The 21,815-nt window shown below is 62.9% G+C and carries 21 protein-coding genes and 1 pseudogene; 15 read left to right on the forward strand and 7 right to left on the reverse strand.

Annotation, left to right across the window (positions count from 1 at the left end; genetic code table 11):
• Nucleotides 1–400: 400 nt before the first annotated feature.
• Both ACF8O8_RS04395 and ACF8O8_RS04400 read right to left on the reverse strand, forming a co-directional pair.
• Entirely contained in the window at nucleotides 401–1,894 is a 1,494-nt protein-coding gene (locus ACF8O8_RS04395; protein WP_003255276.1) for a CoA-acylating methylmalonate-semialdehyde dehydrogenase, read from the reverse strand.
• Nucleotides 1,895–1,967: 73 nt separating this feature from the next.
• Nucleotides 1,968–3,314, reverse strand: coding sequence for an aspartate aminotransferase family protein (locus ACF8O8_RS04400; RefSeq protein ID WP_010951866.1), 1,347 nt, complete (start codon nucleotides 3,312–3,314; stop codon nucleotides 1,968–1,970).
• 118 nt (nucleotides 3,315–3,432) lie between these two features.
• Between ACF8O8_RS04400 and ACF8O8_RS04405 the strand changes: the two genes are divergently transcribed.
• From ACF8O8_RS04405 to ACF8O8_RS04425, 5 genes are all read left to right on the forward strand, one after another.
• On the forward strand, nucleotides 3,433–4,350 hold the full coding sequence (locus tag ACF8O8_RS04405; protein ID WP_003255278.1) for a LysR family transcriptional regulator: 918 nt from the start codon (nucleotides 3,433–3,435) through the stop codon (nucleotides 4,348–4,350).
• A gap of 90 nt (nucleotides 4,351–4,440) precedes the next feature.
• Nucleotides 4,441–5,103, forward strand: a complete 663-nt coding sequence (locus ACF8O8_RS04410) for a TetR/AcrR family transcriptional regulator (RefSeq protein ID WP_012051106.1) — start codon at nucleotides 4,441–4,443, stop codon at nucleotides 5,101–5,103.
• A gap of 9 nt (nucleotides 5,104–5,112) precedes the next feature.
• Nucleotides 5,113–5,697, forward strand: a complete 585-nt coding sequence (locus ACF8O8_RS04415; RefSeq protein WP_010951864.1) for a YigZ family protein — start codon at nucleotides 5,113–5,115, stop codon at nucleotides 5,695–5,697.
• Nucleotides 5,698–6,065: 368 nt separating this feature from the next.
• Nucleotides 6,066–6,752, forward strand: a complete 687-nt coding sequence (locus ACF8O8_RS04420) for an SDR family oxidoreductase (RefSeq protein ID WP_392509299.1) — start codon at nucleotides 6,066–6,068, stop codon at nucleotides 6,750–6,752.
• 85 nt (nucleotides 6,753–6,837) lie between these two features.
• Nucleotides 6,838–7,785 carry an adenosine deaminase gene (locus tag ACF8O8_RS04425; RefSeq protein ID WP_010951862.1) on the forward strand — a complete coding sequence of 316 codons (948 nt, stop codon included), beginning with the start codon at nucleotides 6,838–6,840 and terminating at the stop codon, nucleotides 7,783–7,785.
• A gap of 20 nt (nucleotides 7,786–7,805) precedes the next feature.
• Here the strand turns inward: ACF8O8_RS04425 and ACF8O8_RS04430 are convergent, their stop codons facing one another.
• A complete protein-coding gene (locus ACF8O8_RS04430; protein WP_392509300.1) occupies nucleotides 7,806–8,519 on the reverse strand; it encodes a transcriptional regulator in 714 nt (237 codons plus the stop codon).
• A gap of 489 nt (nucleotides 8,520–9,008) precedes the next feature.
• Between ACF8O8_RS04430 and ACF8O8_RS04435 the strand changes: the two genes are divergently transcribed.
• Nucleotides 9,009–9,206 (forward strand): hypothetical protein, encoded by a 198-nt coding sequence (locus tag ACF8O8_RS04435; protein WP_003255284.1) that lies wholly within the window; start codon nucleotides 9,009–9,011, stop codon nucleotides 9,204–9,206.
• Here the strand turns inward: ACF8O8_RS04435 and ACF8O8_RS04440 are convergent.
• Both ACF8O8_RS04440 and ACF8O8_RS04445 read right to left on the reverse strand, forming a co-directional pair.
• Nucleotides 9,157–10,338: a multidrug effflux MFS transporter gene (locus ACF8O8_RS04440; RefSeq protein ID WP_003255285.1), complete on the reverse strand. Its 1,182-nt coding sequence runs from the start codon at nucleotides 10,336–10,338 to the stop codon at nucleotides 9,157–9,159. The genes ACF8O8_RS04435 and ACF8O8_RS04440 overlap by 50 nt on opposite strands.
• Nucleotides 10,339–10,445: 107 nt before the next feature.
• Nucleotides 10,446–10,643 (reverse strand): heavy-metal-associated domain-containing protein, encoded by a 198-nt coding sequence (locus tag ACF8O8_RS04445; RefSeq protein ID WP_392509301.1) that lies wholly within the window; start codon nucleotides 10,641–10,643, stop codon nucleotides 10,446–10,448.
• A gap of 145 nt (nucleotides 10,644–10,788) precedes the next feature.
• On the opposite strand from ACF8O8_RS04445, the gene ACF8O8_RS04450 reads away from it, so the two are divergent.
• From ACF8O8_RS04450 to ACF8O8_RS04470, 5 genes and pseudogenes are all read left to right on the forward strand, one after another.
• Nucleotides 10,789–11,175 (forward strand): hypothetical protein, encoded by a 387-nt coding sequence (locus tag ACF8O8_RS04450; protein WP_010951859.1) that lies wholly within the window; start codon nucleotides 10,789–10,791, stop codon nucleotides 11,173–11,175.
• Between the two features lie 52 nt (nucleotides 11,176–11,227).
• The gene (locus tag ACF8O8_RS04455; RefSeq protein ID WP_392509302.1) at nucleotides 11,228–13,627 is read left to right on the forward strand and encodes a heavy metal translocating P-type ATPase; all 2,400 of its coding nucleotides are present in this window, start codon (nucleotides 11,228–11,230) and stop codon (nucleotides 13,625–13,627) included.
• Entirely contained in the window at nucleotides 13,624–14,034 is a 411-nt protein-coding gene (gene cueR, locus ACF8O8_RS04460) for a Cu(I)-responsive transcriptional regulator (RefSeq protein WP_004576995.1), read from the forward strand. Before ACF8O8_RS04455 ends, cueR begins: the two co-directional genes overlap by 4 nt.
• 365 nt (nucleotides 14,035–14,399) lie before the next feature.
• Nucleotides 14,400–15,287, forward strand: a pseudogene (locus tag ACF8O8_RS04465) (cache domain-containing protein); the annotation flags it as partial.
• Between the two features lie 129 nt (nucleotides 15,288–15,416).
• On the forward strand, nucleotides 15,417–16,145 hold the full coding sequence (locus ACF8O8_RS04470) for a methyl-accepting chemotaxis protein (protein WP_392509328.1): 729 nt from the start codon (nucleotides 15,417–15,419) through the stop codon (nucleotides 16,143–16,145).
• A 65-nt stretch (nucleotides 16,146–16,210) separates the two neighbouring features.
• Here the strand turns inward: ACF8O8_RS04470 and ACF8O8_RS04475 are convergent, their stop codons facing one another.
• Nucleotides 16,211–16,990: an AraC family transcriptional regulator gene (locus ACF8O8_RS04475; RefSeq protein WP_392509303.1), complete on the reverse strand. Its 780-nt coding sequence runs from the start codon at nucleotides 16,988–16,990 to the stop codon at nucleotides 16,211–16,213.
• Between the two features lie 89 nt (nucleotides 16,991–17,079).
• On the reverse strand, nucleotides 17,080–18,357 hold the full coding sequence (locus tag ACF8O8_RS04480; RefSeq protein WP_014755214.1) for an acetyl-CoA C-acetyltransferase: 1,278 nt from the start codon (nucleotides 18,355–18,357) through the stop codon (nucleotides 17,080–17,082).
• 117 nt (nucleotides 18,358–18,474) lie between these two features.
• Here ACF8O8_RS04480 and ACF8O8_RS04485 point away from each other — a divergent pair, with 117 nt between their 5' ends.
• From ACF8O8_RS04485 to ACF8O8_RS04500, 4 genes are all read left to right on the forward strand, one after another.
• Nucleotides 18,475–19,827, forward strand: a complete 1,353-nt coding sequence (locus ACF8O8_RS04485; protein WP_392509304.1) for a 3-oxoacyl-ACP reductase — start codon at nucleotides 18,475–18,477, stop codon at nucleotides 19,825–19,827.
• Nucleotides 19,828–19,829: 2 nt separating this feature from the next.
• Nucleotides 19,830–20,681, forward strand: a complete 852-nt coding sequence (locus ACF8O8_RS04490; RefSeq protein ID WP_392509305.1) for a MaoC family dehydratase — start codon at nucleotides 19,830–19,832, stop codon at nucleotides 20,679–20,681.
• A 78-nt stretch (nucleotides 20,682–20,759) separates the two neighbouring features.
• On the forward strand, nucleotides 20,760–21,065 hold the full coding sequence (locus ACF8O8_RS04495; protein ID WP_003255298.1) for a MazG-like family protein: 306 nt from the start codon (nucleotides 20,760–20,762) through the stop codon (nucleotides 21,063–21,065).
• Nucleotides 21,062–21,811: a methyltransferase domain-containing protein gene (locus ACF8O8_RS04500; protein ID WP_012051096.1), complete on the forward strand. Its 750-nt coding sequence runs from the start codon at nucleotides 21,062–21,064 to the stop codon at nucleotides 21,809–21,811. The genes ACF8O8_RS04495 and ACF8O8_RS04500 overlap by 4 nt, the downstream gene beginning before the upstream one ends.
• The last annotated feature ends 4 nt before the right edge of the window (nucleotides 21,812–21,815 follow it).

The following is a 21,815-nucleotide window of genomic DNA, read 5'->3' on the forward strand; positions in this document are numbered from 1 at the left end:
AGGCTACCAGGTGTTCGCCACAACGCATTTGGCGCCTGTGAGACCGAGCGCCGCCCGCGCGGCGCATCGCGAGCAAGCTCGCTCCTACATTTGTTTCGGGCCAATTATGCCTGTGAGATTCGCGCGCGAACGCTTTGGTGCCTGTCTCGATATCGCGTCGAACAAACAAGGCGGTCGCGCGCGCCAGGCACAGGAGGGACTGGCCCGAAACAAATGTAGGAGCGAGCTTGCTCGCGATGCGCCGCGCGGGCGGCGCTCGATCTCACAGGCACTGCAAGGGTTGTGGCGGACACATCTCACAGCCAACACCCTCTCAAAACAGTTCCTCCCCAACAGCAACAACCAACCCCCAAAAACAAAGCGGGGAGGCCTGACGGCCTCCCCGCTTCATCTACTTCCCTTACAGGCTAGGGAATGCAAACTGCGACGCTTCATGGCTGGCCCGCTGCGGCCAACGCTGGGTAATGGCCTTGCGACGGGTATAGAAGCGCACACCATCCGGGCCATAGGCATGCAGGTCACCAAACAGCGAACGCTTCCAGCCACCGAAGCTGTGGTAGGCCACCGGCACCGGCAGCGGTACGTTCACACCCACCATACCCACTTCGATCTCGTCGCAGAACAGACGGGCCGCTTCACCGTCACGGGTAAAGATGCAGGTGCCGTTGCCATACTCGTGATCGTTGATCAGCTGCATGGCCTGCTCCAGGCTATTCACCCGAACCACGCACAGCACCGGGCCAAAGATCTCCTCTTTATAGATGCGCATCTCCGGGGTCACCTTGTCGAACAGGGTGCCACCCACAAAGTAGCCATCTTCATTACCCGCCACACGGAAGCCACGGCCATCCACCACCAGCTTGGCGCCAGCAGCAACACCGTCATCGATGTAACCCACGACCTTGTCACGCGCTGCCGCAGTCACCAGCGGGCCCATGTCCAGGCCGCACGAGGTGCCGGCACCAATCTTCAGCGCCTTGATCTGTGGCTCCAGCTTGGCAATCAGGGCATCGGCCACTTGGTCGCCCACGCACACGGCTACCGAAATGGCCATGCAACGCTCGCCACACGAACCGTAAGCCGCGCCCATCAGTGCACTGACTGCGTTGTCCAGGTCGGCATCCGGCATCAGCACCGCATGGTTCTTCGCGCCACCCAGGGCTTGTACACGCTTGCCACGCTTGGTGCCTTCGGCATAGATGTACTCGGCGATCGGGGTCGAGCCCACGAAGCTCAGTGCTTTGACTTCCGGCGCTTCGATCAGCGCATCCACCGCTTCCTTGTCACCGTGCACGACGTTGAGGATGCCCTTCGGCAGGCCGGCTTCCAGCAGCAATTGGGCAATGTACAGGGTCGAGCTCGGGTCACGCTCGGAAGGCTTGAGGATGAATGCGTTGCCACAGGCGATGGCCAGCGGGTACATCCACAGCGGCACCATGGCCGGGAAGTTGAATGGGGTGATACCGGCAACCACGCCCAGCGGCTGGAAGTCGGACCAGGCGTCGATGTTCGGACCGACGTTGCGGCTGTACTCGCCCTTCAGCACTTCTGGGGCTGCACACGCGAACTCGACGTTCTCGATACCACGCTTCAGTTCGCCGGCGGCGTCTTCCAGGGTCTTGCCGTGCTCTTCGCTGATCATCTGCGAAATCTTGGCTTCGTTCTGCTCCAGCAGTTGCTTGAAGCGGAACATCACCTGGGCGCGCTTGGCCGGAGGGGTGTTGCGCCAGGCCGGGAAGGCTGCCTTGGCCGAGTCGATCGCTTCCTGCACGGTTGCGCGGCTGGCCAGTTCGACCTTGCGAACGGCCTGGCCAGTGGACGGGTTGAAGACATCGGCGGTGCGCTCACCCTTGGTAACCAGTTCGCCGTGAATCAGGTGCTGAACAATGCTCATGCAAAACTCCAGATAAACAAAGGAGAGCCAGGCGCGCGCTGCGGGCATACGCCTGGCATCAATATCGGAAAGATCAGTCGATCAGGTTCAGGGTTTCGCCAACAGCATCGAACAAGCGGTCCAGTTCCTGCGGCTTGGTATTGAAGGTTGGGCCGAACTGCAGGGTGTCGCCACCAAAGCGTACATAGAAGCCCGCTTTCCACAGCTTCATGGCCGCTTCGTATGGGCGAACGATGGCATCACCGTCACGGGCGGCGATCTGGATGGCGCCGGCCAGGCCGTAGTTGCGGATATCGACGATATTCTTGGTGCCCTTCACGCCGTGCAGCAGCTTCTCGAAATGCGGCGCCAGTTCAGCCGCGGACTGCACCAGGTTTTCCTTCTGCAGCAGGTCCAGCGCGGCGAGACCGGCGGCACAGGCTACCGGGTGCGCCGAATAGGTGTAGCCGTGTGGGAATTCCACGGCGTATTCCGGGGTCGGCTGGTTCATGAAGGTCTGGTAGATCTCGCTGCTGGCAATCACTGCGCCCATCGGGATGGCGCCGTTGGTCACCTGCTTGGCGATGCACATCAGGTCCGGGGTAACGCCGAAGGCTTCCGAGCCGGTCATCGCGCCCATGCGGCCGAAGCCTGTGATCACTTCGTCGAAGATCAGCAGAATGTTGTGCTGGGTGCAGATTTCACGCAGGCGCTTCAGGTAACCCTTTGGCGGCGGCAGCACACCGGCCGAACCGGCCAGCGGCTCGACGATGACTGCTGCGATGTTGGAGGCATCGTGCAGCTCGATCAGCTTGAGCATTTCGTCAGCCAGCGCGATACCGCCCTCTTCCGGCAAGCCTTTCGAGAAGGCGTTCACCGGCAATACAGTGTGAGGCAGGTGGTCGACGTCCAGCAGCTGGCCAAACATCTTGCGGTTACCGTTGACGCCACCCAGGCTGGTACCGGCGATGTTCACGCCATGGTAACCACGGGCACGGCCGATGATCTTGGTCTTGGTTGCCTGGCCTTTCAGGCGCCAGTAGGCACGCACCATCTTCAGTGCGGTATCGGCGCACTCGGAACCGGAGTTGGTATAGAAGACGTGATTCAGATTGCCCGGAACCAGCTCGGCGATCTTTTCCGCCAGCTGGAACGACAGCGGGTGGCCGAACTGGAACGCTGGGGAGTAGTCCAGCGTACTCAGTTGACGGGTCACCGCGTCAGCGATTTCCTTGCGAGTGTGCCCTGCGCCGCAGGTCCACAGGCCGGACAGGGCGTCGAAGATCTTGCGCCCGTGGTCATCGACCAGGTAGTTGCCTTCGGCCGCCACGATCAGGCGTGGGTCGCGCTGGAAGTTGCGGTTGGCGGTGTAGGGCATCCAGTGGGCGTCCAGCTTGAGCTGGCTGGCGATACCGGCAGGACCAGTTTCGGGCATGTTCATCGGCGGTTCCTCGGAAGACGATTAGGCAACGATGGATGTTGTTGCAGCTAAATTGGCACGGCGATAGAGTCTGAAAAAGCCTACATTTCTAACCTTCAGACAGGCCGTGACTAAACTAATGAGCCGACGCCCCGATCCACTCGCCCAAGTCAGCGATTTCGACATCCGCCTGCTGAAGATCTATCGCAGCGTCGTCGAGTGCGGTGGCTTCTCGGCTGCCGAAAACGTACTGGGCATTGGTCGCTCGGCCATCAGCCAGCAGATGAACGACCTCGAGCAACGCCTCGGCCTGCGCCTGTGTCAGCGCGGCCGCGCCGGTTTCTCGCTGACGGAGGAAGGCCGCGAGGTCTACCATTCAGCCCTGCAACTGCTCAGCGCGCTGGAAACCTTCCGCACCGAGGTCAACGGCCTGCACCAGCATTTGCGCGGCGAGCTGAACATCGGCCTGACCGACAACCTGGTGACCCTGCCGCACATGCGTATCACCCATGCCCTGGCGGAACTCAAGGATCGGGGCCCTGATGTGCGCATCCAGATCCGCATGATCGCCCCCAGCCAGGTCGAGCACGGCGTGCTCGACGGCAGCCTGCACGTTGGCGTCGTACCACAGACCAGCCCGTTATCGGGGCTTGAGTATCAACCGTTGTACAGCGAACGCTCGCTGCTGTACTGCGCGGTTGGCCACCCGCTGTTCTACGCCGACGACCAGCAGATAGACGACGAGCGCCTCAACAGCCAGGAAGCCATCACCCCCACCTTCCGCCTGCCGGCCGACATCCAGGCGCACTACCAGGCGCTGAATTGCACAGCCAGTGCTTCTGACCGCGAGGGCATGGCGTTTCTCATCCTTACCGGGCGCTATATCGGCTACCTGCCCGACCACTACGCCATGTTCTGGGTGCAGCAAGGCCGTTTGCGTGCGCTCAAACCCAAGGAGCGTTTTTATGACCTGAGCCTGAGCTGGGTTACCCGCAAAGGCCGGCGCCCCAACCTGGTGTTGGAAAGCTTCCTCGAAAGCCTGGCTGCGACACGTTGATGCCTGTCTGTGCCGCAAACGCTTGTCACTTCGGCACAGGCAGGTAATCTTGTCCCACAGCCGCAGCCACTGCACCGTACGGAATCGTCCATGACCCTAGAAGTCCCTGCGCATCGCCTCTCCGCCTCGGGCAAGCCCGCGGGCCGTATCCGCCAGAAGAACGAACAGGCCATTATCCAGGCCGCCGAAGATGAATTCGCCCGCCATGGTTTCAAGGGCACCAGCATGAACACCATCGCCCTCAAGGCGGGGTTGCCCAAGGCTAACCTGCATTACTACTTCACCAACAAGCTGGGCCTGTACATCGCCGTGCTCAGCAACATCATCGAGTTGTGGGACAGCACCTTCAACGCCTTGAGCGTCGATGACGACCCCGGTGAAGCCCTGAGCCAGTACATCCGCACCAAGATGGAGTTCTCCCGGCGCAACCCGCAAGCTTCGCGCATTTTCGCCATGGAAGTGATCAGCGGTGGCACCTGCCTGACCGAATACTTCAGTGCCGACTACCGCGAATGGTTCCGCGGCCGTGCTGCGGTATTCCAGGCCTGGATCGAAGCAGGCAAGATGGACCCGGTCGACCCCGTACACCTGATCTTCCTGCTTTGGGGCAGCACCCAGCACTACGCTGACTTCGCCACCCAGATTTGCCAGGTGACTGGCCGCAGCCGCCTGACCAAGCAGGACATGGAAGACGCGAGCAACAACCTTATCCACATCATTCTGAAGGGCTGCGGCATCACGCCGGCTGCCTGACCGTCCTTTATGCCTTCTACCCTGCTCGACCTCTGCGAATACCGCGAGGAAATCCGCAAAAGCCGCTTCATCACCCTCGCCGGGCCGATCAGCAGCGCCGCCGAAGCGATGAGTTTCATCGAACGTCACAGCGACCTGGCCGCTACCCACAACTGCTGGGCCTGGAAACTCGGCGCGCAGTACCGCAGCAGTGACGACGGCGAACCCGGCGGCACCGCAGGGCGGCCGATCCTGGCAGCCATCGAAGCGCAGGACTGCGATCAGGTGGTGGTGCTGGTGATCCGTTGGTACGGCGGCATCCAGCTGGGTACCGGCGGCCTGGCCAGGGCCTATGGCGGCGGCGCCAACAAGTGCCTGCAACAGGCGCCCAAACGCCTGCTGGTGCAGCGCAGCCATTTCAGCTGCAGTTGCAGTTTCAGCGAGCTGGCGCTGGTGAAGCTGCGTCTGGCCGAGGTTGACGGCCTGGTCCTGGATGAACAGTTCACCGCCAATGGTGTGGACCTGGTGATTGCCCTCGGTGACGCCCACCTGGCGCCATTGCAACAGCAACTGGCGGACCTGAGCCGCGGGCGTATTTTGCTCGAAGCACGCTGAACATTGCCCACAACAACTGTGGGCCCGCCTGTGGATAAGCTTGGGGCACTCTCTTGCAGGCTAGTGATTTCGAGGCCCCCAGAGCTTTGATCATATTTTGATCACTATTTGATGACAGTCGTAAACTGCTGAATGTGCGCGACTTATCCCCAGCGAACCGCCCATCCAAGCCGCACCCCTCTTGCTCACCTTGCACACAATAACTGTGGACCAGCTTGTGGATAACCCGTGCGCCAACGGGCGAAGCGCCCGGCACCGCAAGGCCCAGACAAAACTGACCATTTTTTAACCAGACGCAAACCAGGCACGCGTATTCGCCGTGACGTATGCTCAATTCCTTTCTCCTACACCGATAAAGGAATGTTCCGATGGCTAATTCAAGAACTGCCCTCATCATCGGCGCCTCGCGCGGGCTTGGCCTGGGTTTGGTACAACGCCTGCACGAAGACGGCTGGCACATCACTGCAACCGTCCGTAACCCGCAGCAGCCCGGCGGCCTGGCGAACGTCCCCGGCGTGCACATCGAGCAGCTGGAAATGAACGACACCGTTCAGCTCGACAGCCTGCAGCAACGCCTGCAAGGCCAGGTGTTCGACCTGATATTCGTCAACGCCGGGGTCATGGGCCCCCTGCCGCAAGACCTGGAGGCAGTACACAACAGCGACATTGGCGATCTGTTCATGACCAACGCCGTGGCGCCGATACGCGTGGCTCGCCGCCTGGTGGGTCAAATACGCGAAGGCAGTGGTGTGCTGGCTTTCATGAGCTCGATCCTGGGAAGCGTCACCATCCCAGACGGTGGCGAAATCTGCCTGTACAAGGCCAGCAAGGCGGCACTGAACTCGATGATCAACAGCTTCTTCGTTGAGCAGAAGCGCCCGGACCTGTGCGTGCTGGCCATGCACCCGGGCTGGGTGAAAACTGACATGGGTGGCGAAAACGCCGAAATCGATGTGCTCACCAGCACCCGCGGCATGATCGAACAGATCAAGGCCCAAAGCGGCAAGGGCGGCCTGCGTTTCATCAACTACAAGGGCGAACCCTTGGTCTGGTGATTCACCAGGTCGCAGCCCGGCTGGGCGCATTGCCCAGCCAGCCCCTGTAGAATGGCCGCAACCGTACCTGATTGAGATGACCACTATGTATGACTGGTTGAACGCCCTGCCCAAGGCCGAACTGCACCTGCACCTGGAAGGCTCACTGGAGCCAGAGTTGCTGTTCGCCCTGGCCGAGCGCAACAAGATCGCCTTGCCCTGGGCCGATGTGGAGACCTTGCGCGGTGCCTATGCCTTCAACAACCTGCAGGAGTTCCTCGACCTGTATTACCAGGGCGCGGATGTGCTGCGCACCGAGCAGGACTTCTACGACCTGACCTGGGCCTACCTGCAACGCTGCAAGGCCCAGAACGTGATCCACACCGAACCCTTCTTCGACCCGCAGACCCACACCGACCGCGGCATTGCTTTCGAAGTGGTGCTCAACGGCATCAGCCAGGCGCTCAAGGATGGCCGCGAACAACTGGGCATCAGCAGCGGCCTGATCCTCAGCTTCCTGCGCCACCTCAGCGAGGATGAAGCGCAAAAGACCCTCGATCAGGCATTGCCGTTCCGCGATGCGTTCATTGCCGTAGGCCTGGACAGCTCGGAGATGGGCCACCCACCCAGCAAGTTCCAGCGGGTGTTCGACCGCGCCCGTAGCGAAGGCTTCGTCGCCGTTGCCCATGCTGGCGAAGAAGGCCCGCCCGAGTACATCTGGGAAGCCCTCGACCTGCTGAAGATCAAACGTATCGACCATGGCGTGCGCGCCATCGAGGACGAGCGCCTGATGCAGCGCATCATCGACGAGCAGATCCCGCTCACGGTGTGCCCGCTGTCCAACACCAAGCTCTGCGTGTTCGACCATATGAGCCAGCACAACATCCTCGACATGCTCGAGCGTGGTGTGAAAGTCACGGTCAACTCGGACGACCCGGCCTACTTCGGTGGCTACGTCACGGAGAACTTCCACGCTCTGCATACCCACTTGGGCATGACCGAAGACCAGGCACGTCGCCTGGCGCAGAACAGCCTGGACGCACGGCTGGTTTGAGTAGCATGACGACGTTGCGCTCAACCGACCTGCAACGTCGCCACGCGGGCTATGCGATTGATCTGCTGGATACCCAGCGCCGAAATATGCAGTGCCCGCGAGTCCTCCAACTCGCGCATCCAGCCAGATTGCAGGAACAACCTGAACAAGGCCTGGCCCAGTACGCCACCCAGATGCGGGCCCTGGTCATTCCATTCGGTGCAGCGGCAGATCACGCAACCTCGTTGCTGGTGTGGCGCCAGGGCATCGATGTACACCCCGACCAAGGCCAACTGCGCCCGCCCCTCGTCACTGACCCTCAAGTGCCGTCCGCTGCCTTCCAACCAGCCAGCCACCACCATGCGATGGTACAGCTCACTGGCCAACTCCCCACCCAGGTGATCGCCACAACGGCGCGCCCGGCGCATTGATAGCGGCAGCGACGATACCGGCGCTTCGGCACGCGTTCCCCTGGCGCTATCCAGCTGTACGCTGGCCAAGGCCTCTACCGCTGCTCCGACCTGAGGGGTAGCCAGGCAGAAGTAACGTTTGCGGCCCCTGGCTTCATGCCTGAGCAAACCGGCCGACGACAGCAGCGAAAGGTGTGCGCAGGCTGACGATGAAGTCAGGCCAGTCATTATCGCGAGCTCATTGGCCAACCGTGGTGTGCCATCGATCAATGCCCACAACATGGCACTGCGCTTGGGGTCGGCCATCAGGCTGGCAATTTGGCTGATACTGCTGGCTGCGTTCATGTCCTTGTAACTCCCTGCAAGTTCACGGTGGGGATGCGATGGCCAACCCTGCCGGGGAAGCGCCTCTCGCTGGCACTGGCCTGGCTCGCCAGTATAAGCCGCAGAAAAACGCCGGTCAGACGACCAGGTGCCGTCGTACTCATGACGAAAAACCACTGGGTATGCCTACCCATTGCAAGCAGCGAAGCGGCTTCGAAAACGCCCCGGAACCAAGTCAAACAAGGCACCGGTACGCCCACACAAATGCGCTGAAACATCTTGATGAAAACAAACTTGCAGCCATTTCAGATGTGGCCCACAGCAACCTTCCACAAATAGCGCGAAACAAAGCGAAGGTTCTGCGGGTTTGCAGGCATTGCGCCCAAAGTAGGAAACACCGCCAGGGAAATGCGCACACTTACCGTCAGTCAGGACGCTGAAGCCGTGTCATGGCAGGCTGGCGGGCCAGCGCTACACTTGAGCGGCTCCCCTTCCTGGAGGTATGCCGCGATGAAAATTATCGTAAGTGCGTCGAGCCGAAACCCCGCCTGCCCTTGGCAAGTCCAGCTCGATCAGCATGTGGTCAGTTTTCGCAGCGAGGCTGAGGCGCGCGCCTTCGTCGCCACGCTGGAAACCCGGCTGCAGGCACCTCACCCGCTTATGCGGGAGCCTTGGCCTGCAAACGCCGGGTCAACAGCGCAACACTGACCACCAGCGCCCCGCACAGGCTGATCACGATTGCCATGGGCACCGCACTGCCATCATGCAGTAGCCCGACCAGCGCCGCAGCACCCGCAGCTACGCTGAACTGCACGCAGCCCATCAGTGCCGAGGCGCTGCCGGCACGCGCGCCCTGTCCACTCATGGCGCAGGCCGAAGCATTGGGAATGATGCAACCAAGGCTGGCGATACAGATGAACAGCGGCACCAGTAGCGGCCACAATTGCGCAGGGCGCAACGCCGCCACGCCCAGCAGCACCAGGCCCGCAACCAGATACAGCCACACCGCACGGCCCAGCAGGAAGGCCGGCCCGCGTTTGGCCAGCAGGCGGGCGTTCACCTGCGCCACCAGAATAAAACCTGCGGCGTTGGTACCGAACAGCCAGCCGTAGTGCTCAGCGGGCACGCCATACAGTTTGATGAACACGAAAGGTGAACCGGCGATATAGGCGAACATGCCGGCAATGGCGATACCGCCGGTCAGGGCATGGCCGAGGAAAACCCGGTCAGCCAGCAGCCGCAGGTACTGGCGTAAAGCGCCAGACAGCGGTTGGCGGGGTATATGCTCGGGCAGGCTTTCCGGCAGGCCCAGGCTTACCGCAAGCAGGCAGCCAGCACTGAACAGGCTCAGCGCAAGGAAGATCGACTGCCAGCCGGCCAGGTTCACCAGCACCCCACCCAACATCGGTGCCAGGATCGGCGCCAAGCCCATGACCAGCATCAGTTGCGAAAACACTTTGGCGGAAGCTACCGGGTCGCACTTGTCGCTGACGATGGCCCGCGAAAGCACCATGCCGGCACAACCACCCAGTGCCTGGATGAAACGCGCCACTACCAAGGTATCGAGGTTGGGGGCGTAGGCACAGGCCAGTGATGCCAAGGTGAACAGCGTAACGCCGAACATCAGCGGTTTGCGTCGGCCAAAGCGGTCGGCAACCGGCCCATAGGCCAACTGCCCGATAGACAGGCCCAGGAAGTAGGCGGCCAACGTGGCCTGGACGTGTTTTTCATCGGTGGCGAACGCTTGCGCCATGGCCGGGAAGGCTGGCAGGTAAAAGTCGATCGCCAAGGGCCCGAACGCACTGAGTGCGCCCAGGATGAGCACCATTCGCAGGTTCATCAGGAATCCATAGCAGGCTAAGCAAGTGACTGATTCTACCTGCTGTGGACCCTGTCAATGTGAAAAGATTTGCAACACTGTTAGCCCCGGAGGGAGCAATCAGGTCTTCAGGCGAGTTCGGCCTGATACCCCTCATCCCGAATCGCAGTGAGGATCTGCTCCTGCGCCAACTCGCTCTGCACACGCACCTGTTTGTCTGCCAGATCAACTTCCACCCTGGCCGCCGCATCCCGCTCCTGCACCGCGCGGGTCACGGCTTTCACGCAATGGCCGCAGGTCATGCCTTGTACATTGAACACTTGCATGGGGGTTACCTCCTTCAGGTTTTTCACAAGTCTCAAGCTTGCCATCAGGGCAAGGTCAAGCCCTGCCTGCAACACCCGGGGTGGAAATCCGCGTCCGCGTCGGCCAAGCTGCGCCTTTGACGATCAGGCAAGCAGGAGATTTTTCATGTTCAGGGCAGCATTGGGCGTTGTCGGGCTCTTGGGCGCGCTGGCTGTGGTGCCACCGGCATTCGCCGAGGGCAACTCGGCCTACAGCGTACTGATCATTTCCCGGGAGCGCCTGGAAGTGGCCACCAGTTGCGAAATCGGCGTGTACCTCAACGACCAGCTTTCCGGGCGCGTTTTCCAGGAGCAGTCCACCTCGTTCAACCTGCCGCCTGGCACGGTGGATGTGCGCCTGCGCCTGCTGCCTGGGCAAATGCCGGGTTGCGCCCCAGGTATAGAGGACCAGCGCAGCACACGTTTGAATCTGCAGGCGGGCCAGATCAACAAATACCGCATCGCCATGGGGCAATATGGGCTGGAGTTGAAACGAGCCGACCTGGGCTATTGACCTTGCCTGCGTGGCAAGGTTGATGCTGGAGGCCTGTCCAAGGAGGAGAGCCATGCCCGCATCCACCATATACGACCTGCCGATCTCCGGCATGACCTGCGCCAGCTGTGCTGGCCGGGTCGAGCGCGCCCTGCGCAAGGTCACCGGCGCTGAACAGGTCAGCGTAAACCTCACCACTGAAAAAGCTCGGGTTCTGGCCCCGCCTGCCAGCCTGCCAGCCTTGGTCGAAGCCGTGCGCGAGGCCGGTTACGGGGTACCAACCCGCACCCTCGAACTGCAGATAGGCGGCATGACCTGCGCCAGTTGTGTCGGCCGAGTAGAGCGCGCCCTGGGCAAATTGGCCGGAGTCGAGCAGGTCAGCGTCAACTTGGCCAGCGAACGCGCGCACCTCGAAGTGCTTGCCGCGCTTGATGACAACCTGCTGATCGACGCTGTGCAAAAGGCAGGCTACAGCGCCAGCCTGCCGCAATCGACCAAAGACGACCAAAGCGCTGTCCAGCGCCGCCTGCGCAACGAGCGCCTGGCAGTCGGTGCAGCCTTGCTGTTGGCCCTGCCGCTGGTATTACCCATGCTGGTACAACCGTTCGGCTTGCACTGGATGCTACCCGCCTGGGCGCAGTTCCTGCTGGCCACACCCGTGCAGTTCATTCTCGGTGCCCGCTTCTACATTGCAGCCTGGAAGGCCGTGCGCGCCGGCGCCGGCAACATGGACCTGCTGGTGGCCCTGGGCACCAGCGCTGGTTATGGCCTGAGCCTGTACCAATGGGCACAGGCTCCCGCCGGCATGGCCCCGCACCTGTACTTCGAAGCCTCAGCCGTGGTGATTGCCCTGGTATTGCTGGGCAAGTACCTGGAAAGCCGCGCCAAACGCCAGACCGCCAGTGCCATCCGAGCCCTCGAAGCCCTGCGCCCGGAACGCGCCTTGCGCGTGGTCGACGGCGTGGAAGAGGACGTGGCCATCGCCCACTTGCGCGTGGGCGACCTGGTACTGGTCAAGCCCGGCGAACGCTTCCCGGTCGACGGCGTGGTCGAAGACGGCAGCAGCCATGCCGATGAGGCCCTGATCAGCGGCGAGAGCCTGCCAGTGCCCAAGCAACCCGGCGACAGCGTCACCGGTGGCGCCATCAATGGCGAAGGCCGGCTGCTGGTGCGTACCCAGGCGCTGGGCACCGAGACCGTGCTGGCGCGCATCATCCGCCTGGTGGAAGACGCCCAGGCCGCCAAAGCGCCGATCCAGAAGCTGGTCGACCGTGTCAGCCAGGTGTTCGTCCCGGCCGTGCTGGTACTGGCGCTGATCACCCTGATTGGCTGGTGGCTGGCTGGGGTACCGCTGGAAACCGCGCTGATCAACGCCGTCGCCGTGCTGGTCATCGCCTGCCCCTGCGCCCTCGGCCTGGCCACGCCCGCCGCGATCATGGCCGGTACCGGGGTCGCCGCCCGCCACGGCATCCTGATCAAGGATGCCGAAGCCCTGGAGCGTGCCCATGCGGTCAACCGCGTAGTGTTCGACAAAACCGGCACCCTCACCTCCGGCAGCCCGCAGGTGGTTCACAGCCAGGCGCTGGACGGCAACAGCGCCGACCTTTACCGCCTGGCCGGCGCCCTGCAGCGTGGGAGTGAACACCCGCTGGCCAAGGCGGTGCTGGTGGCCTGTGCAGAGCAAGGGCTGGACGTGCCAACCGTTGCCGACAGCCAGTCGCTGACCGGGCGCGGCATTGCCGGTCGCGTTGAAGGCCGTGAACTGGCGCTGGGCAACCGCCGACTGCTTGACGAAAGCGGTCTGCAGCCCGGCGAGTTGGCCGCCCAGGCCCAGGCCTGGGAAGCTGAAGGGCGCACACTGTCGTGGCTGATCGAGCGCGGCAAGCAACCGAGAGTGGTGGGCCTGTTCGCCTTTGGTGACAGCCTCAAGCCTGGCGCTGCGCAGGCCATCGAAACCCTTCACGCCCAACACATCAGCAGCCACCTGCTGACCGGTGACAACCGTGGCAGCGCCAACGTGGTTGCCGAGGCCCTGGGCATCGACGATGTGCATGCCGAAGTGCTACCGGCCGACAAGGCCGCGACCGTGGCCGCGCTCAAGCAGGAAGGAGTGGTCGCCATGGTTGGCGATGGTATCAACGATGCACCGGCGCTGGCCGCGGCCGACATCGGCATTGCCATGGGTGGCGGTACCGACGTGGCCATGCAGGCCGCCGGCATCACCCTGATGCGTGGCGACCCGCGCCTGGTGCCCGCCGCGCTGGAAATCAGCCGCAAGACCTACGCGAAGATCCGCCAGAACCTGTTCTGGGCCTTCATCTACAACCTGATCGGCATTCCGCTCGCCGCGCTGGGTTACCTCAACCCGGTACTGGCAGGAGCCGCCATGGCCCTGTCCAGTGTCAGCGTCGTCAGCAATGCACTGTGGCTTAAAACGTGGAAACCCACCAGCAGCACCCAGGAGGCGCCATGAACATCGGCCAGGCCGCCCGCCGCAGCGGGCTCAGCACCAAGATGATCCGTTACTACGAATCCATCGGCCTGCTCAAACCCGCCACTCGCAGCGACAGCGGCTACCGCCTGTACCAGGCGCAAGACTTGCACAACCTGGCCTTCATCAAGCGCTCCCGCGACCTGGGCTTTTCCCTCGAGGAGGTCGGCAAGTTGCTGACCTTGTGGCAGGACCGCCAACGTGCCAGCGCCGATGTGAAGGCGCTGGCCATGCACCACATCGATGAACTGAACCGGCGCATCGAGGAGCTGGTGAGCCTGCGCGACACCCTCGGCGAGCTGGTTTCGCACTGTCAGGGTGACGACCGCCCGGACTGCCCGATCCTCAAAGACCTGGCCAATGGCGCTGCAGGTAGCTGCTGTCACTGAGCTGCCACGCGCCTTTGGCATGCCATAAATGTCCAAACACGACCGAATAGTCACCAACCACGACTTTATCCAATAAATACGGGCGTTTTGGCTTCATAAAACCCGGATGCTGCCGATGCAGTTGCTACCTGCCTCGTGTGTCGAAAACAAAAATTCCGGGAGCGTCGATGAGCATCAAACAGAAATTGACCTGGGCATTCGCGGTCATCGCCGGCTTGCCCATCGTTCTGGTGGCCACCCTGGTGGTCATCAACCTGCGCGGCGAAGCCCGCGACGGATTCCTCGACAGCAGCAGCCGGGAAATCCGCCAGGTCAGCAATGCGATGAACATCTTCTTCCAGGGGATCAACCAGAACGTCGAGTACATGGCTTCCCAGCCAATGGTTGCCGCCACGGGCAGCGAGCTGAACAAGTACATGAGCGCAACCCCGTCCTACGAACTGGGCGAGCAGGCCAGCAAAATTCTCGACTTCATGACTCGCCTGGCCAACTCACATCCCGCCTACGCCTACCTGTCCTACGGGGTGAATGACGGCGGCTACACCGGCTGGCCGGCCGGCCAGAAGTTTGTCAATTATGACCCACGCACGCGCCCCTGGTACCAACTTGCCATGGCCAACCCTGGCAAGACGATGCGTACCGGCGCCTACTACTGGGCCGCCGACGATGCGGTGCTGGTCAGCACCGTGCGCACCGTGGCCAACCAGCTGGGCAACCCCGGCGGCGTGGTCAACATCGACGTGTCGCTCAAGGGCCTGACCGAGATCGTCAAGCAGATCAAACTGGGCGAGAGCGGCTACCTGATGCTGGTGGAAAGCAACGGCAACGTGATGGTCGACCCGCGCGACGCCGCCCACAACTTCAAGCAGCTGGGAAGCTTTGGCGACGGTTACGCCAAGCTGGCCAAAGCCGGCAAAGGCCTGGTCGAGGTCGAACTCAATGGCGTGCACTACATGGCCAACGTCTACCCCGACCAGCAGCTGGGCTGGACCTTCATCGGCCTGATCGAACAAAGCGAAGTGATGCAGACCACCACCCGGCTCACCTGGCTGATCGGTGTCATCGCTGTGGTGTTGGCCGCGCTGTTCGCGGTGGTCGGTGCGGCCTTCGCCAAACTGATCGTGCGCCCGATCAACAGCGTCACCAACGGCCTGGAGGACATTGCCCAAGGTGAGGGTGACCTGACCCGCAACCTGGAAATCCGCGGCCGCGACGAAACCGCGCAACTGGCCAGCTGGTTCAACCAGTTCCTCGGTGCCATTCGCAGCCTGATCCAGCACATCGGTGCTGCCGCCAGCAAGATCCTCAGCACCTCCAGCAGCTCGACCCGCGTCTCCAGCGACATGGCCGAGGCGGCCGGCCGCCAGCGCGAAGCCGTGGATATGGTTTCCACTGCATTCCACGAAATGGTCGCCACCGCCAATGAAGTGGCACGGTCCTGCAGCCAGGCGGCGCAGTCGGCCGACAACGGCCAGCAGCAGGCCCGCGAAGGGCAGCAGCAGATCGATGCAGCGGTACACAGCGTTGATCGCCTGAGCCAGGAGATCGAGCAATCGGCCCAGTCGATCCAGCAACTGGAGCGTGACAGCAACGCCATTCAGTCGATCCTCGGCACCATCCGTTCGATTGCCGAACAAACCAACCTGCTGGCCCTGAACGCCGCCATCGAAGCGGCCCGTGCCGGTGAGCAGGGCCGCGGCTTTGCCGTGGTGGCCGACGAAGTACGGGCGCTGGCCAAGCGTACTGCCGACTCCACCGCTGAAATCGACGGTTTGCTGGGCAACCTGGCCAGCCGTACCGCCGAAGTGGCCGAGCAGATGCACGCCAGCCTGGAAGTGTCGCAGCAGTCGGTGAGCCGCATTGGTCTGGCCCGCGACAGCTTCGGGCAGATCCGTGAGTCGGTGGATGTGATCCGCGACATGAACACCCAGATCGCCACGGCAGCCGAAGAACAGCATCAGGTGGCTGAGGACATCAACCGGCACATCAGCCAGATTCACGGGGATGCGCAGTTGGTGGCCGAGCTGGCCCAGGCGGCGCGCCAGGACTCCGAGAGCCTGGCCGGGCTGTCCAATGAGCTGGATACGCTGGTGCGCAGGTTCCGCACCTGACGTATGGCCTGTGCCGGCCCTTTCGCGGATAACCCCGCGAAAGGGCCGGCACAGGCAACCGAAAATCAGAGCTTCAATTCCCCCGGTGTCGCGCCAAACAGCTGCTTGAACGCCGCAATGTAGGCCGACGTGGAGTCATACCCACACCCCAGCGCCGCCTCGGTCACAGTCTCCCCCGCCTCCAGCAACGCCAGCGACGACAACAACCGCATGCGCTGGCGCCAATTACGAAAGCTCAAGCCGGTCTCCCGTTGAAACAGCCGCATCAGTGTCTTCTCCGAACACCCCAGCTCCCGCGCCCATTGCTGCAAGGTCTGCGGCTGGTCTGGTGCAGCGATCAAGCCATTGCACAGCGCCAGCAAACCAGGGTGGCGGGGCAACGGCAGCGAAAAACCGACTTCCGGCAAGGTGCGCAACTGATCGAGCAGCACTGCCACCAGACGCGATTCGGCGCTGTCGTCCTCTGGGTAATCTGCCGGGAACAGGCAGAACTGCTTGATCAGCTCGCGCGCCAGCGGCGTGACTTCCAGCACTCGGCATTGTTCCGGCGCCCATGGGCAGGCATCGCGGCGCACATACAGGCTGCGCATCTCGGCTTGCATCGAGGTGACCACTTCATGCTCGGCATCGGCAGGGATCCACACCCCCCACTGCGGTGGGGCGAAGTAACTGCCGTCGCGTGTGTACACGCCAAGTACACCGCTGATGGCGTAGGAGAACTGCACCCAGTCGTGCTGGTGGCGGGTAGTCCACGAACCGGCGCCAAGGCTTTCGGCACGGGCGTAGAGCGGTCTGGGCAGGTGTTCCAGCGCGGGGATAGCGCGGGGGTGTCCGATGATCGGCATGGTATGTTCTTGTAGTTCTGACCAGACAAGCCTAACAGCTGGATCATGATCGAGGCACTCACCGCCTCTGCAGTTACCCTCGAGGTGCTTCAGCGCTCGACGATAACGGTCACCCCCTGCCCGCCTGCCGCACAGATCGAAATCAGCCCGCGCCCCTTACCCGCCGTCGCCAGCAGCTTGGCCAGGTGGGCCAATATCCGCCCACCGGTTGCCGCAAACGGGTGCCCGGCCGCCAGCGAACTGCCCTTCACATTGAGTTTGCTGCGGTCGATCGCGCCCAGCGGCGCCTCCAGGCCCAACCGCTCACGGCAGTAATCGGCATCTTCCCAGGCCTTGAGCGTGCACAGCACCTGGGCAGCAAAGGCTTCGTGGATTTCGTAGTAGTCAAAGTCCTGCAGCGTCAGGCCATTGCGTGCCAGCAAGCGCGGCACGGCATACACCGGCGCCATCAACAACCCTTCGCGCCCCGTGACAAAATCCACCGCAGCGGTTTCGCCATCGACCAGATAGGCAAGCACCTGCAACCCCTGCTGCTGCGCCCACGCCTCGCTGCCCAACAGCACCAGCGAAGCACCATCGGTCAACGGCGTGGAATTACCCGCCGTCAACGTGCCCTGCCCGCTGCGGTCAAAGGCTGGTTTGAGTCTGGCCAACTGTTCAAGACTCAGGTCGGGGCGCAGGTTGTTGTCCCGTGCCAGCGAAAGAAACGGCGTCAACAGGTCGTCCTGCCAACCCTCGGCATAGGCCGCAGCCAGCTTCTGGTGGCTAAGCAGCGCCAATTCGTCCTGCTCGGCGCGGCCAACGCGCCAGGTGTGGGCCATGCGCTCGCAATGCTCGCCCATCGACAACCCCGTACGCGGCTCGCTATTGCGTGGCAGCTCGGGTTTCAGGTGATGAGGCCGCAGCTTGAGGAAGGGCTTTAACCGTTCGCCAAGGCTTTTGCCACGGTTGGCCTGCAGCAATATATGGCGCAAGCCTTCGTTGACGGCGATCGGCGCATCGGAGGTGCTATCGACACCGCCGGCAATACCGCAGTCGATCTGCCCCAGGGCAATCTTGTTGGCCACCAGCAGTGCAGCCTCCAGCCCGGTACCGCAGGCCTGCTGGATGTCATAGGCCGGGGTCTGCGGTGACAGGCGCGAACCCAACACGCACTCGCGGGTCAGGTTCATGTCGCGCGAGTGCTTGAGCACGGCACCGGCCACCACCTCGCCCAACCGCAGCCCGTGCAGGCGATAGCGTTCGATCAAGCCTTCAAGCGCGGCCGTGAGCATCGCCTGGTTGCTGGCCGTAGCGTAGGCGCCATTGGAGCGGGCGAAAGGGATCCGGTTGCCGCCCAGGATCGCGACCCGGCGAGTTGAACGCATGCGCGTGTTCCTCCTGAAACAATTTGTTCGGTACAGCCTAGGTGTTTTTACCGCATTCGAACGACCCTGCCGCAAAGTTGGTCCACACTTTCAAGCTTGCCTTTCGGGAGACCCCTCATGAGCGATCGCTACCTCGGTTTTGCCAACTCCAATCTCGGCCGCCGCCTCGTGGATGCCCTTGGCCTGCCACGCCCGGCGCCACTGGAGCGCTGGCAGGCTGGCCGCCTGCGGCCGGTGGAAGGTGCCCTGGTACTGGGTGGCGGGCCACTGGCGAAGCAGGTCGAAGCCATCGCCCCGCGCCTCACGGACGAGGTATACAGCTTCAATGCCGACAACCTGCAGGCTGAAGCCTGGGTGGCCGGCCTGGGGCCGAAAATCAAGGCCGTGGTATTCGATGCCAGTCACTTGTCCGACAGCGATGCACTGAAGCAGTTGCGTGAATTTTTCCAGCCGCTGTTACGCAGCCTGGCCCCATGCGCCCATGTACTGGTGCTGGGCCGTGCACCGGAAGGCCTCGACGACCCACTGGCCAGCGTTGCACAGCGTGCCCTTGAGGGCTTCAGCCGCTCACTGGCCAAGGAACTGCGCAATGGCGCGACTGCCCAGCTGCTGTATGTCGCCCCCGGTGCCGAAGATCAGCTGGAAGGCGCCCTGCGCTTCTTCCTCTCGCCAAAGAGTGCCTTCATCTCTGGCCAGGTACTGCGCCTGCAAGCCTGCACCAGCCAGGTGGAGGACTGGACCCGCCCACTCGGCGGCCGCCGTGCGCTGGTCACGGGGGCTGCGCGCGGTATCGGCGCCGCCATTGCGGAAACCTTGGCACGGGACGGCGCCGATGTACTGCTGCTGGATGTACCGCAGGCCAGCCAGGACCTCGACGCCCTCGCTGCACGCCTCGGCGGCAAGGCACTGCCACTGGACATATGCGCGAGCGATGCGGCAACGCAACTGCTCGCGGCCCTGCCCGACGGCATCGATATCGTGGTGCACAACGCCGGTATCACCCGCGACAAGACGCTGGTCAACATGACGCCGGAATACTGGGACGCCGTGCTGGCCGTGAACCTCAAGGCACCGCAAGTGCTCACCCAGGCGTTGTATGACAACGGTGCGCTGGGGGAAAACGCGCGCATCACCCTGCTGGCCTCGGTCAGCGGCATTGCCGGCAACCGCGGGCAGGCCAACTATGCCGCGAGCAAGGCCGGGCTGATCGGTTTGGCCCAGGCCTGGGCGCCACGGCTCGCCGAGCGCGGTGGCAGCATCAACGCCATCGCTCCCGGTTTCATCGAAACCCACATGACTGCAGCCATGCCCATGGGCCTGCGCGAGGCGGGCCGGCGCCTGAGTTCACTGGGCCAGGGGGGGAGCCCGCAGGATGTCGCCGAAGCCATTGCGTGGCTCAGCCAGCCAGGCTCCGGGTCGGTCAACGGCCAGGTGCTGCGGGTGTGCGGCCAGGCACTGATGGGGGCTTGAACATGAGCCGACAATGGCACGACCTGCACAACCCTGCCGCCCGCGCCAGCCTGTACCTGCGCGCAGCCAGCAAACGCTCCATCAGCGGCGAACGGCTGCCGGACGATGGCCTGCGCTGTTTCATGCGGGTCCAACCGGGCAATCTGGGTGCCTATCGAAGGCTTTGCCACTTTCCCGATGATGGCCGCCTGCCGGGGACCTATCCACATGTGATGGCGTTCGCCCTGCAATTGCAGCTGATGACGGCCGATGATTTCCCCTTCCCGCTGCTTGGCCTGGTACACCTGCACAACCGCATCGAAGTGCTGCGCCCCCTGGGTGCTGTCGAAGGGCTGCGTTTTGCGGTGTACGCGCACAACCTGCAGCGCCATGCCAAAGGTGGCACCTTCGACCTGGTCACCGAGGCTGAAGATGGCATCGGCCTGCTCTGGCGCGAGACCAGCCGCATGTTGGTGCGTGGCTTGGCCCTGGAAGGCGAGGCAAGTGAGCCCGCCGACCCTGAGCCTGATCCATTGCCCGAGGCCACCCGCTGGTATGCCGACAGTGATATCGGCCGGCGATATGCCAAGGTGTGCGGGGATTACAACCCTATCCACCTCAGTGCTGTCAGTGCGCGGTTGTTCGGCTTTCCAACGGCCATTGCCCATGGCATGTGGACCAAGGCCATGGCCTTGGCCGCGTTGCGCGGGCACTTGCCGCACAGTGGCTTTGCCTTTGAGGTGGACTTCCGCAAGCCGGTCAGGTTGCCTTCAGAGGTGGTGCTCAGTGCCAGTGAAGCGGGCCCTTCGGGCCAACTGCGCCTGGACGGGCACGGGGACGTGCTGCATATGGTCGGCCGTTGGGAGTGCCTGTAGGGCCGGGCCTGTCCTGGCGGTATACGCTTGCTTTGCATCGGGCCTGGGCAGAAGCTATGCAGCAATAGGAGACCCCCGATGAACCTGCAAGAACTCACCCAACGCCTGCATCAGATCCGCGATACCAATGACTGGCGCGGCTTCCACAGCCCGAAGAACCTGGCCATGGCCGCCAGCGTCGAAATGGCCGAACTGGTAGAAATCTTCCAGTGGCTGAGCGAGGACGAATCGCGCCAGCTGCCTGCCGACAAACTGGCCCACGCCGGCCAGGAAATCGGTGACGTGGTGCTCTACCTGTTGCTGCTGTGCAGCGAACTGGGTCTGGACATGGACCAAGTGGTGCGTGCCAAGCTGGCCGACAGCGAGAGGCGCTTCGCCCGATGAACGACCGTCATTTCGATGAGCTGGCCACTCGCTTTGCCGAAAAGATCTATGGCGGCGCCAAGGGTGCGATCCGCCTGGCCGTGCTGCAGGCAGACCTGGCCGAAGCGCTACCCGACCGCCCGCTACGCATCCTCGACATCGGCGCCGGGTTGGGCCACATGGCCTTGTGGCTGGCAGAGCGCGGCCACCAGCTGACCCTGGCCGAACCCGCGGCGCCCATGCTCGACGGCGCCAGGGCGCGCTTTGCCGAAGCCGGCCAGACCGCGACCTTCATCCAGGCGCCCTGGCAAGACCTGCTCGGCCAGCTGACCGAGCGCTACGACCTGGTGCTCTGCCACGCCGTGCTCGAATGGCTGGCCGAACCCGAGAGCATCCTGCCGGTGCTGCACCAGCTCACGGCCCCCGGCGGTTGGTTATCGCTGGCCTTCTACAACCGCGACGCACTGGTCTATCGCAACCTGCTCAAGGGCCATTTCCGCAAGTTGCGCAGCAACCGGCTGGAGGGTGAAAAGCAGAGCCTGACCCCACAGAAACCGCTTGATCCACGCGAACTCAAGGCGCAACTTGAGCCTATGTGGCAGGTTGAAAGCGAAAGCGGCGTGCGGGTGTTTCACGACTATATGCCCAAGGAATTCCAGGGCAAGGCCGAGCTGCTCGACCTGTTGGAAATGGAACTGGCCCACCGTCGCCACCCCACCTTCGCCGGGCTTGGCCGCTACCTGCACTGGGTTTGCCGCCCCCGCTAATCCG

Source organism: Pseudomonas sp. TYF_14 (assembly GCF_043105275.1).
Classification (GTDB): domain Bacteria; phylum Pseudomonadota; class Gammaproteobacteria; order Pseudomonadales; family Pseudomonadaceae; genus Aquipseudomonas; species Aquipseudomonas alloputida.

Excerpts from the sequence above, each read along its gene's own strand:
- ACF8O8_RS04395 (WP_003255276.1), bottom strand. The coding sequence starts at position 1,894 with ATGAGCATTGTTCAGCACCTGATTCACGGCGAACTGGTTACCAAGGGT.
- ACF8O8_RS04400 (WP_010951866.1), bottom strand. The coding sequence starts at position 3,314 with ATGAACATGCCCGAAACTGGTCCTGCCGGTATCGCCAGCCAGCTCAAG.
- ACF8O8_RS04405 (WP_003255278.1), top strand. The coding sequence starts at position 3,433 with ATGAGCCGACGCCCCGATCCACTCGCCCAAGTCAGCGATTTCGACATC.
- ACF8O8_RS04410 (WP_012051106.1), top strand. The coding sequence starts at position 4,441 with ATGACCCTAGAAGTCCCTGCGCATCGCCTCTCCGCCTCGGGCAAGCCC.
- ACF8O8_RS04415 (WP_010951864.1), top strand. The coding sequence starts at position 5,113 with ATGCCTTCTACCCTGCTCGACCTCTGCGAATACCGCGAGGAAATCCGC.
- ACF8O8_RS04420 (WP_392509299.1), top strand. The coding sequence starts at position 6,066 with ATGGCTAATTCAAGAACTGCCCTCATCATCGGCGCCTCGCGCGGGCTT.
- ACF8O8_RS04425 (WP_010951862.1), top strand. The coding sequence starts at position 6,838 with ATGTATGACTGGTTGAACGCCCTGCCCAAGGCCGAACTGCACCTGCAC.
- ACF8O8_RS04430 (WP_392509300.1), bottom strand. The coding sequence starts at position 8,519 with ATGAACGCAGCCAGCAGTATCAGCCAAATTGCCAGCCTGATGGCCGAC.
- ACF8O8_RS04435 (WP_003255284.1), top strand. The coding sequence starts at position 9,009 with ATGAAAATTATCGTAAGTGCGTCGAGCCGAAACCCCGCCTGCCCTTGG.
- ACF8O8_RS04440 (WP_003255285.1), bottom strand. The coding sequence starts at position 10,338 with ATGAACCTGCGAATGGTGCTCATCCTGGGCGCACTCAGTGCGTTCGGG.
- ACF8O8_RS04445 (WP_392509301.1), bottom strand. The coding sequence starts at position 10,643 with ATGCAAGTGTTCAATGTACAAGGCATGACCTGCGGCCATTGCGTGAAA.
- ACF8O8_RS04450 (WP_010951859.1), top strand. The coding sequence starts at position 10,789 with ATGTTCAGGGCAGCATTGGGCGTTGTCGGGCTCTTGGGCGCGCTGGCT.
- ACF8O8_RS04455 (WP_392509302.1), top strand. The coding sequence starts at position 11,228 with ATGCCCGCATCCACCATATACGACCTGCCGATCTCCGGCATGACCTGC.
- cueR (WP_004576995.1), top strand. The coding sequence starts at position 13,624 with ATGAACATCGGCCAGGCCGCCCGCCGCAGCGGGCTCAGCACCAAGATG.
- ACF8O8_RS04470 (WP_392509328.1), top strand. The coding sequence starts at position 15,417 with ATGGTTTCCACTGCATTCCACGAAATGGTCGCCACCGCCAATGAAGTG.
- ACF8O8_RS04475 (WP_392509303.1), bottom strand. The coding sequence starts at position 16,990 with ATGCCGATCATCGGACACCCCCGCGCTATCCCCGCGCTGGAACACCTG.
- ACF8O8_RS04480 (WP_014755214.1), bottom strand. The coding sequence starts at position 18,357 with ATGCGTTCAACTCGCCGGGTCGCGATCCTGGGCGGCAACCGGATCCCT.
- ACF8O8_RS04485 (WP_392509304.1), top strand. The coding sequence starts at position 18,475 with ATGAGCGATCGCTACCTCGGTTTTGCCAACTCCAATCTCGGCCGCCGC.
- ACF8O8_RS04490 (WP_392509305.1), top strand. The coding sequence starts at position 19,830 with ATGAGCCGACAATGGCACGACCTGCACAACCCTGCCGCCCGCGCCAGC.
- ACF8O8_RS04495 (WP_003255298.1), top strand. The coding sequence starts at position 20,760 with ATGAACCTGCAAGAACTCACCCAACGCCTGCATCAGATCCGCGATACC.
- ACF8O8_RS04500 (WP_012051096.1), top strand. The coding sequence starts at position 21,062 with ATGAACGACCGTCATTTCGATGAGCTGGCCACTCGCTTTGCCGAAAAG.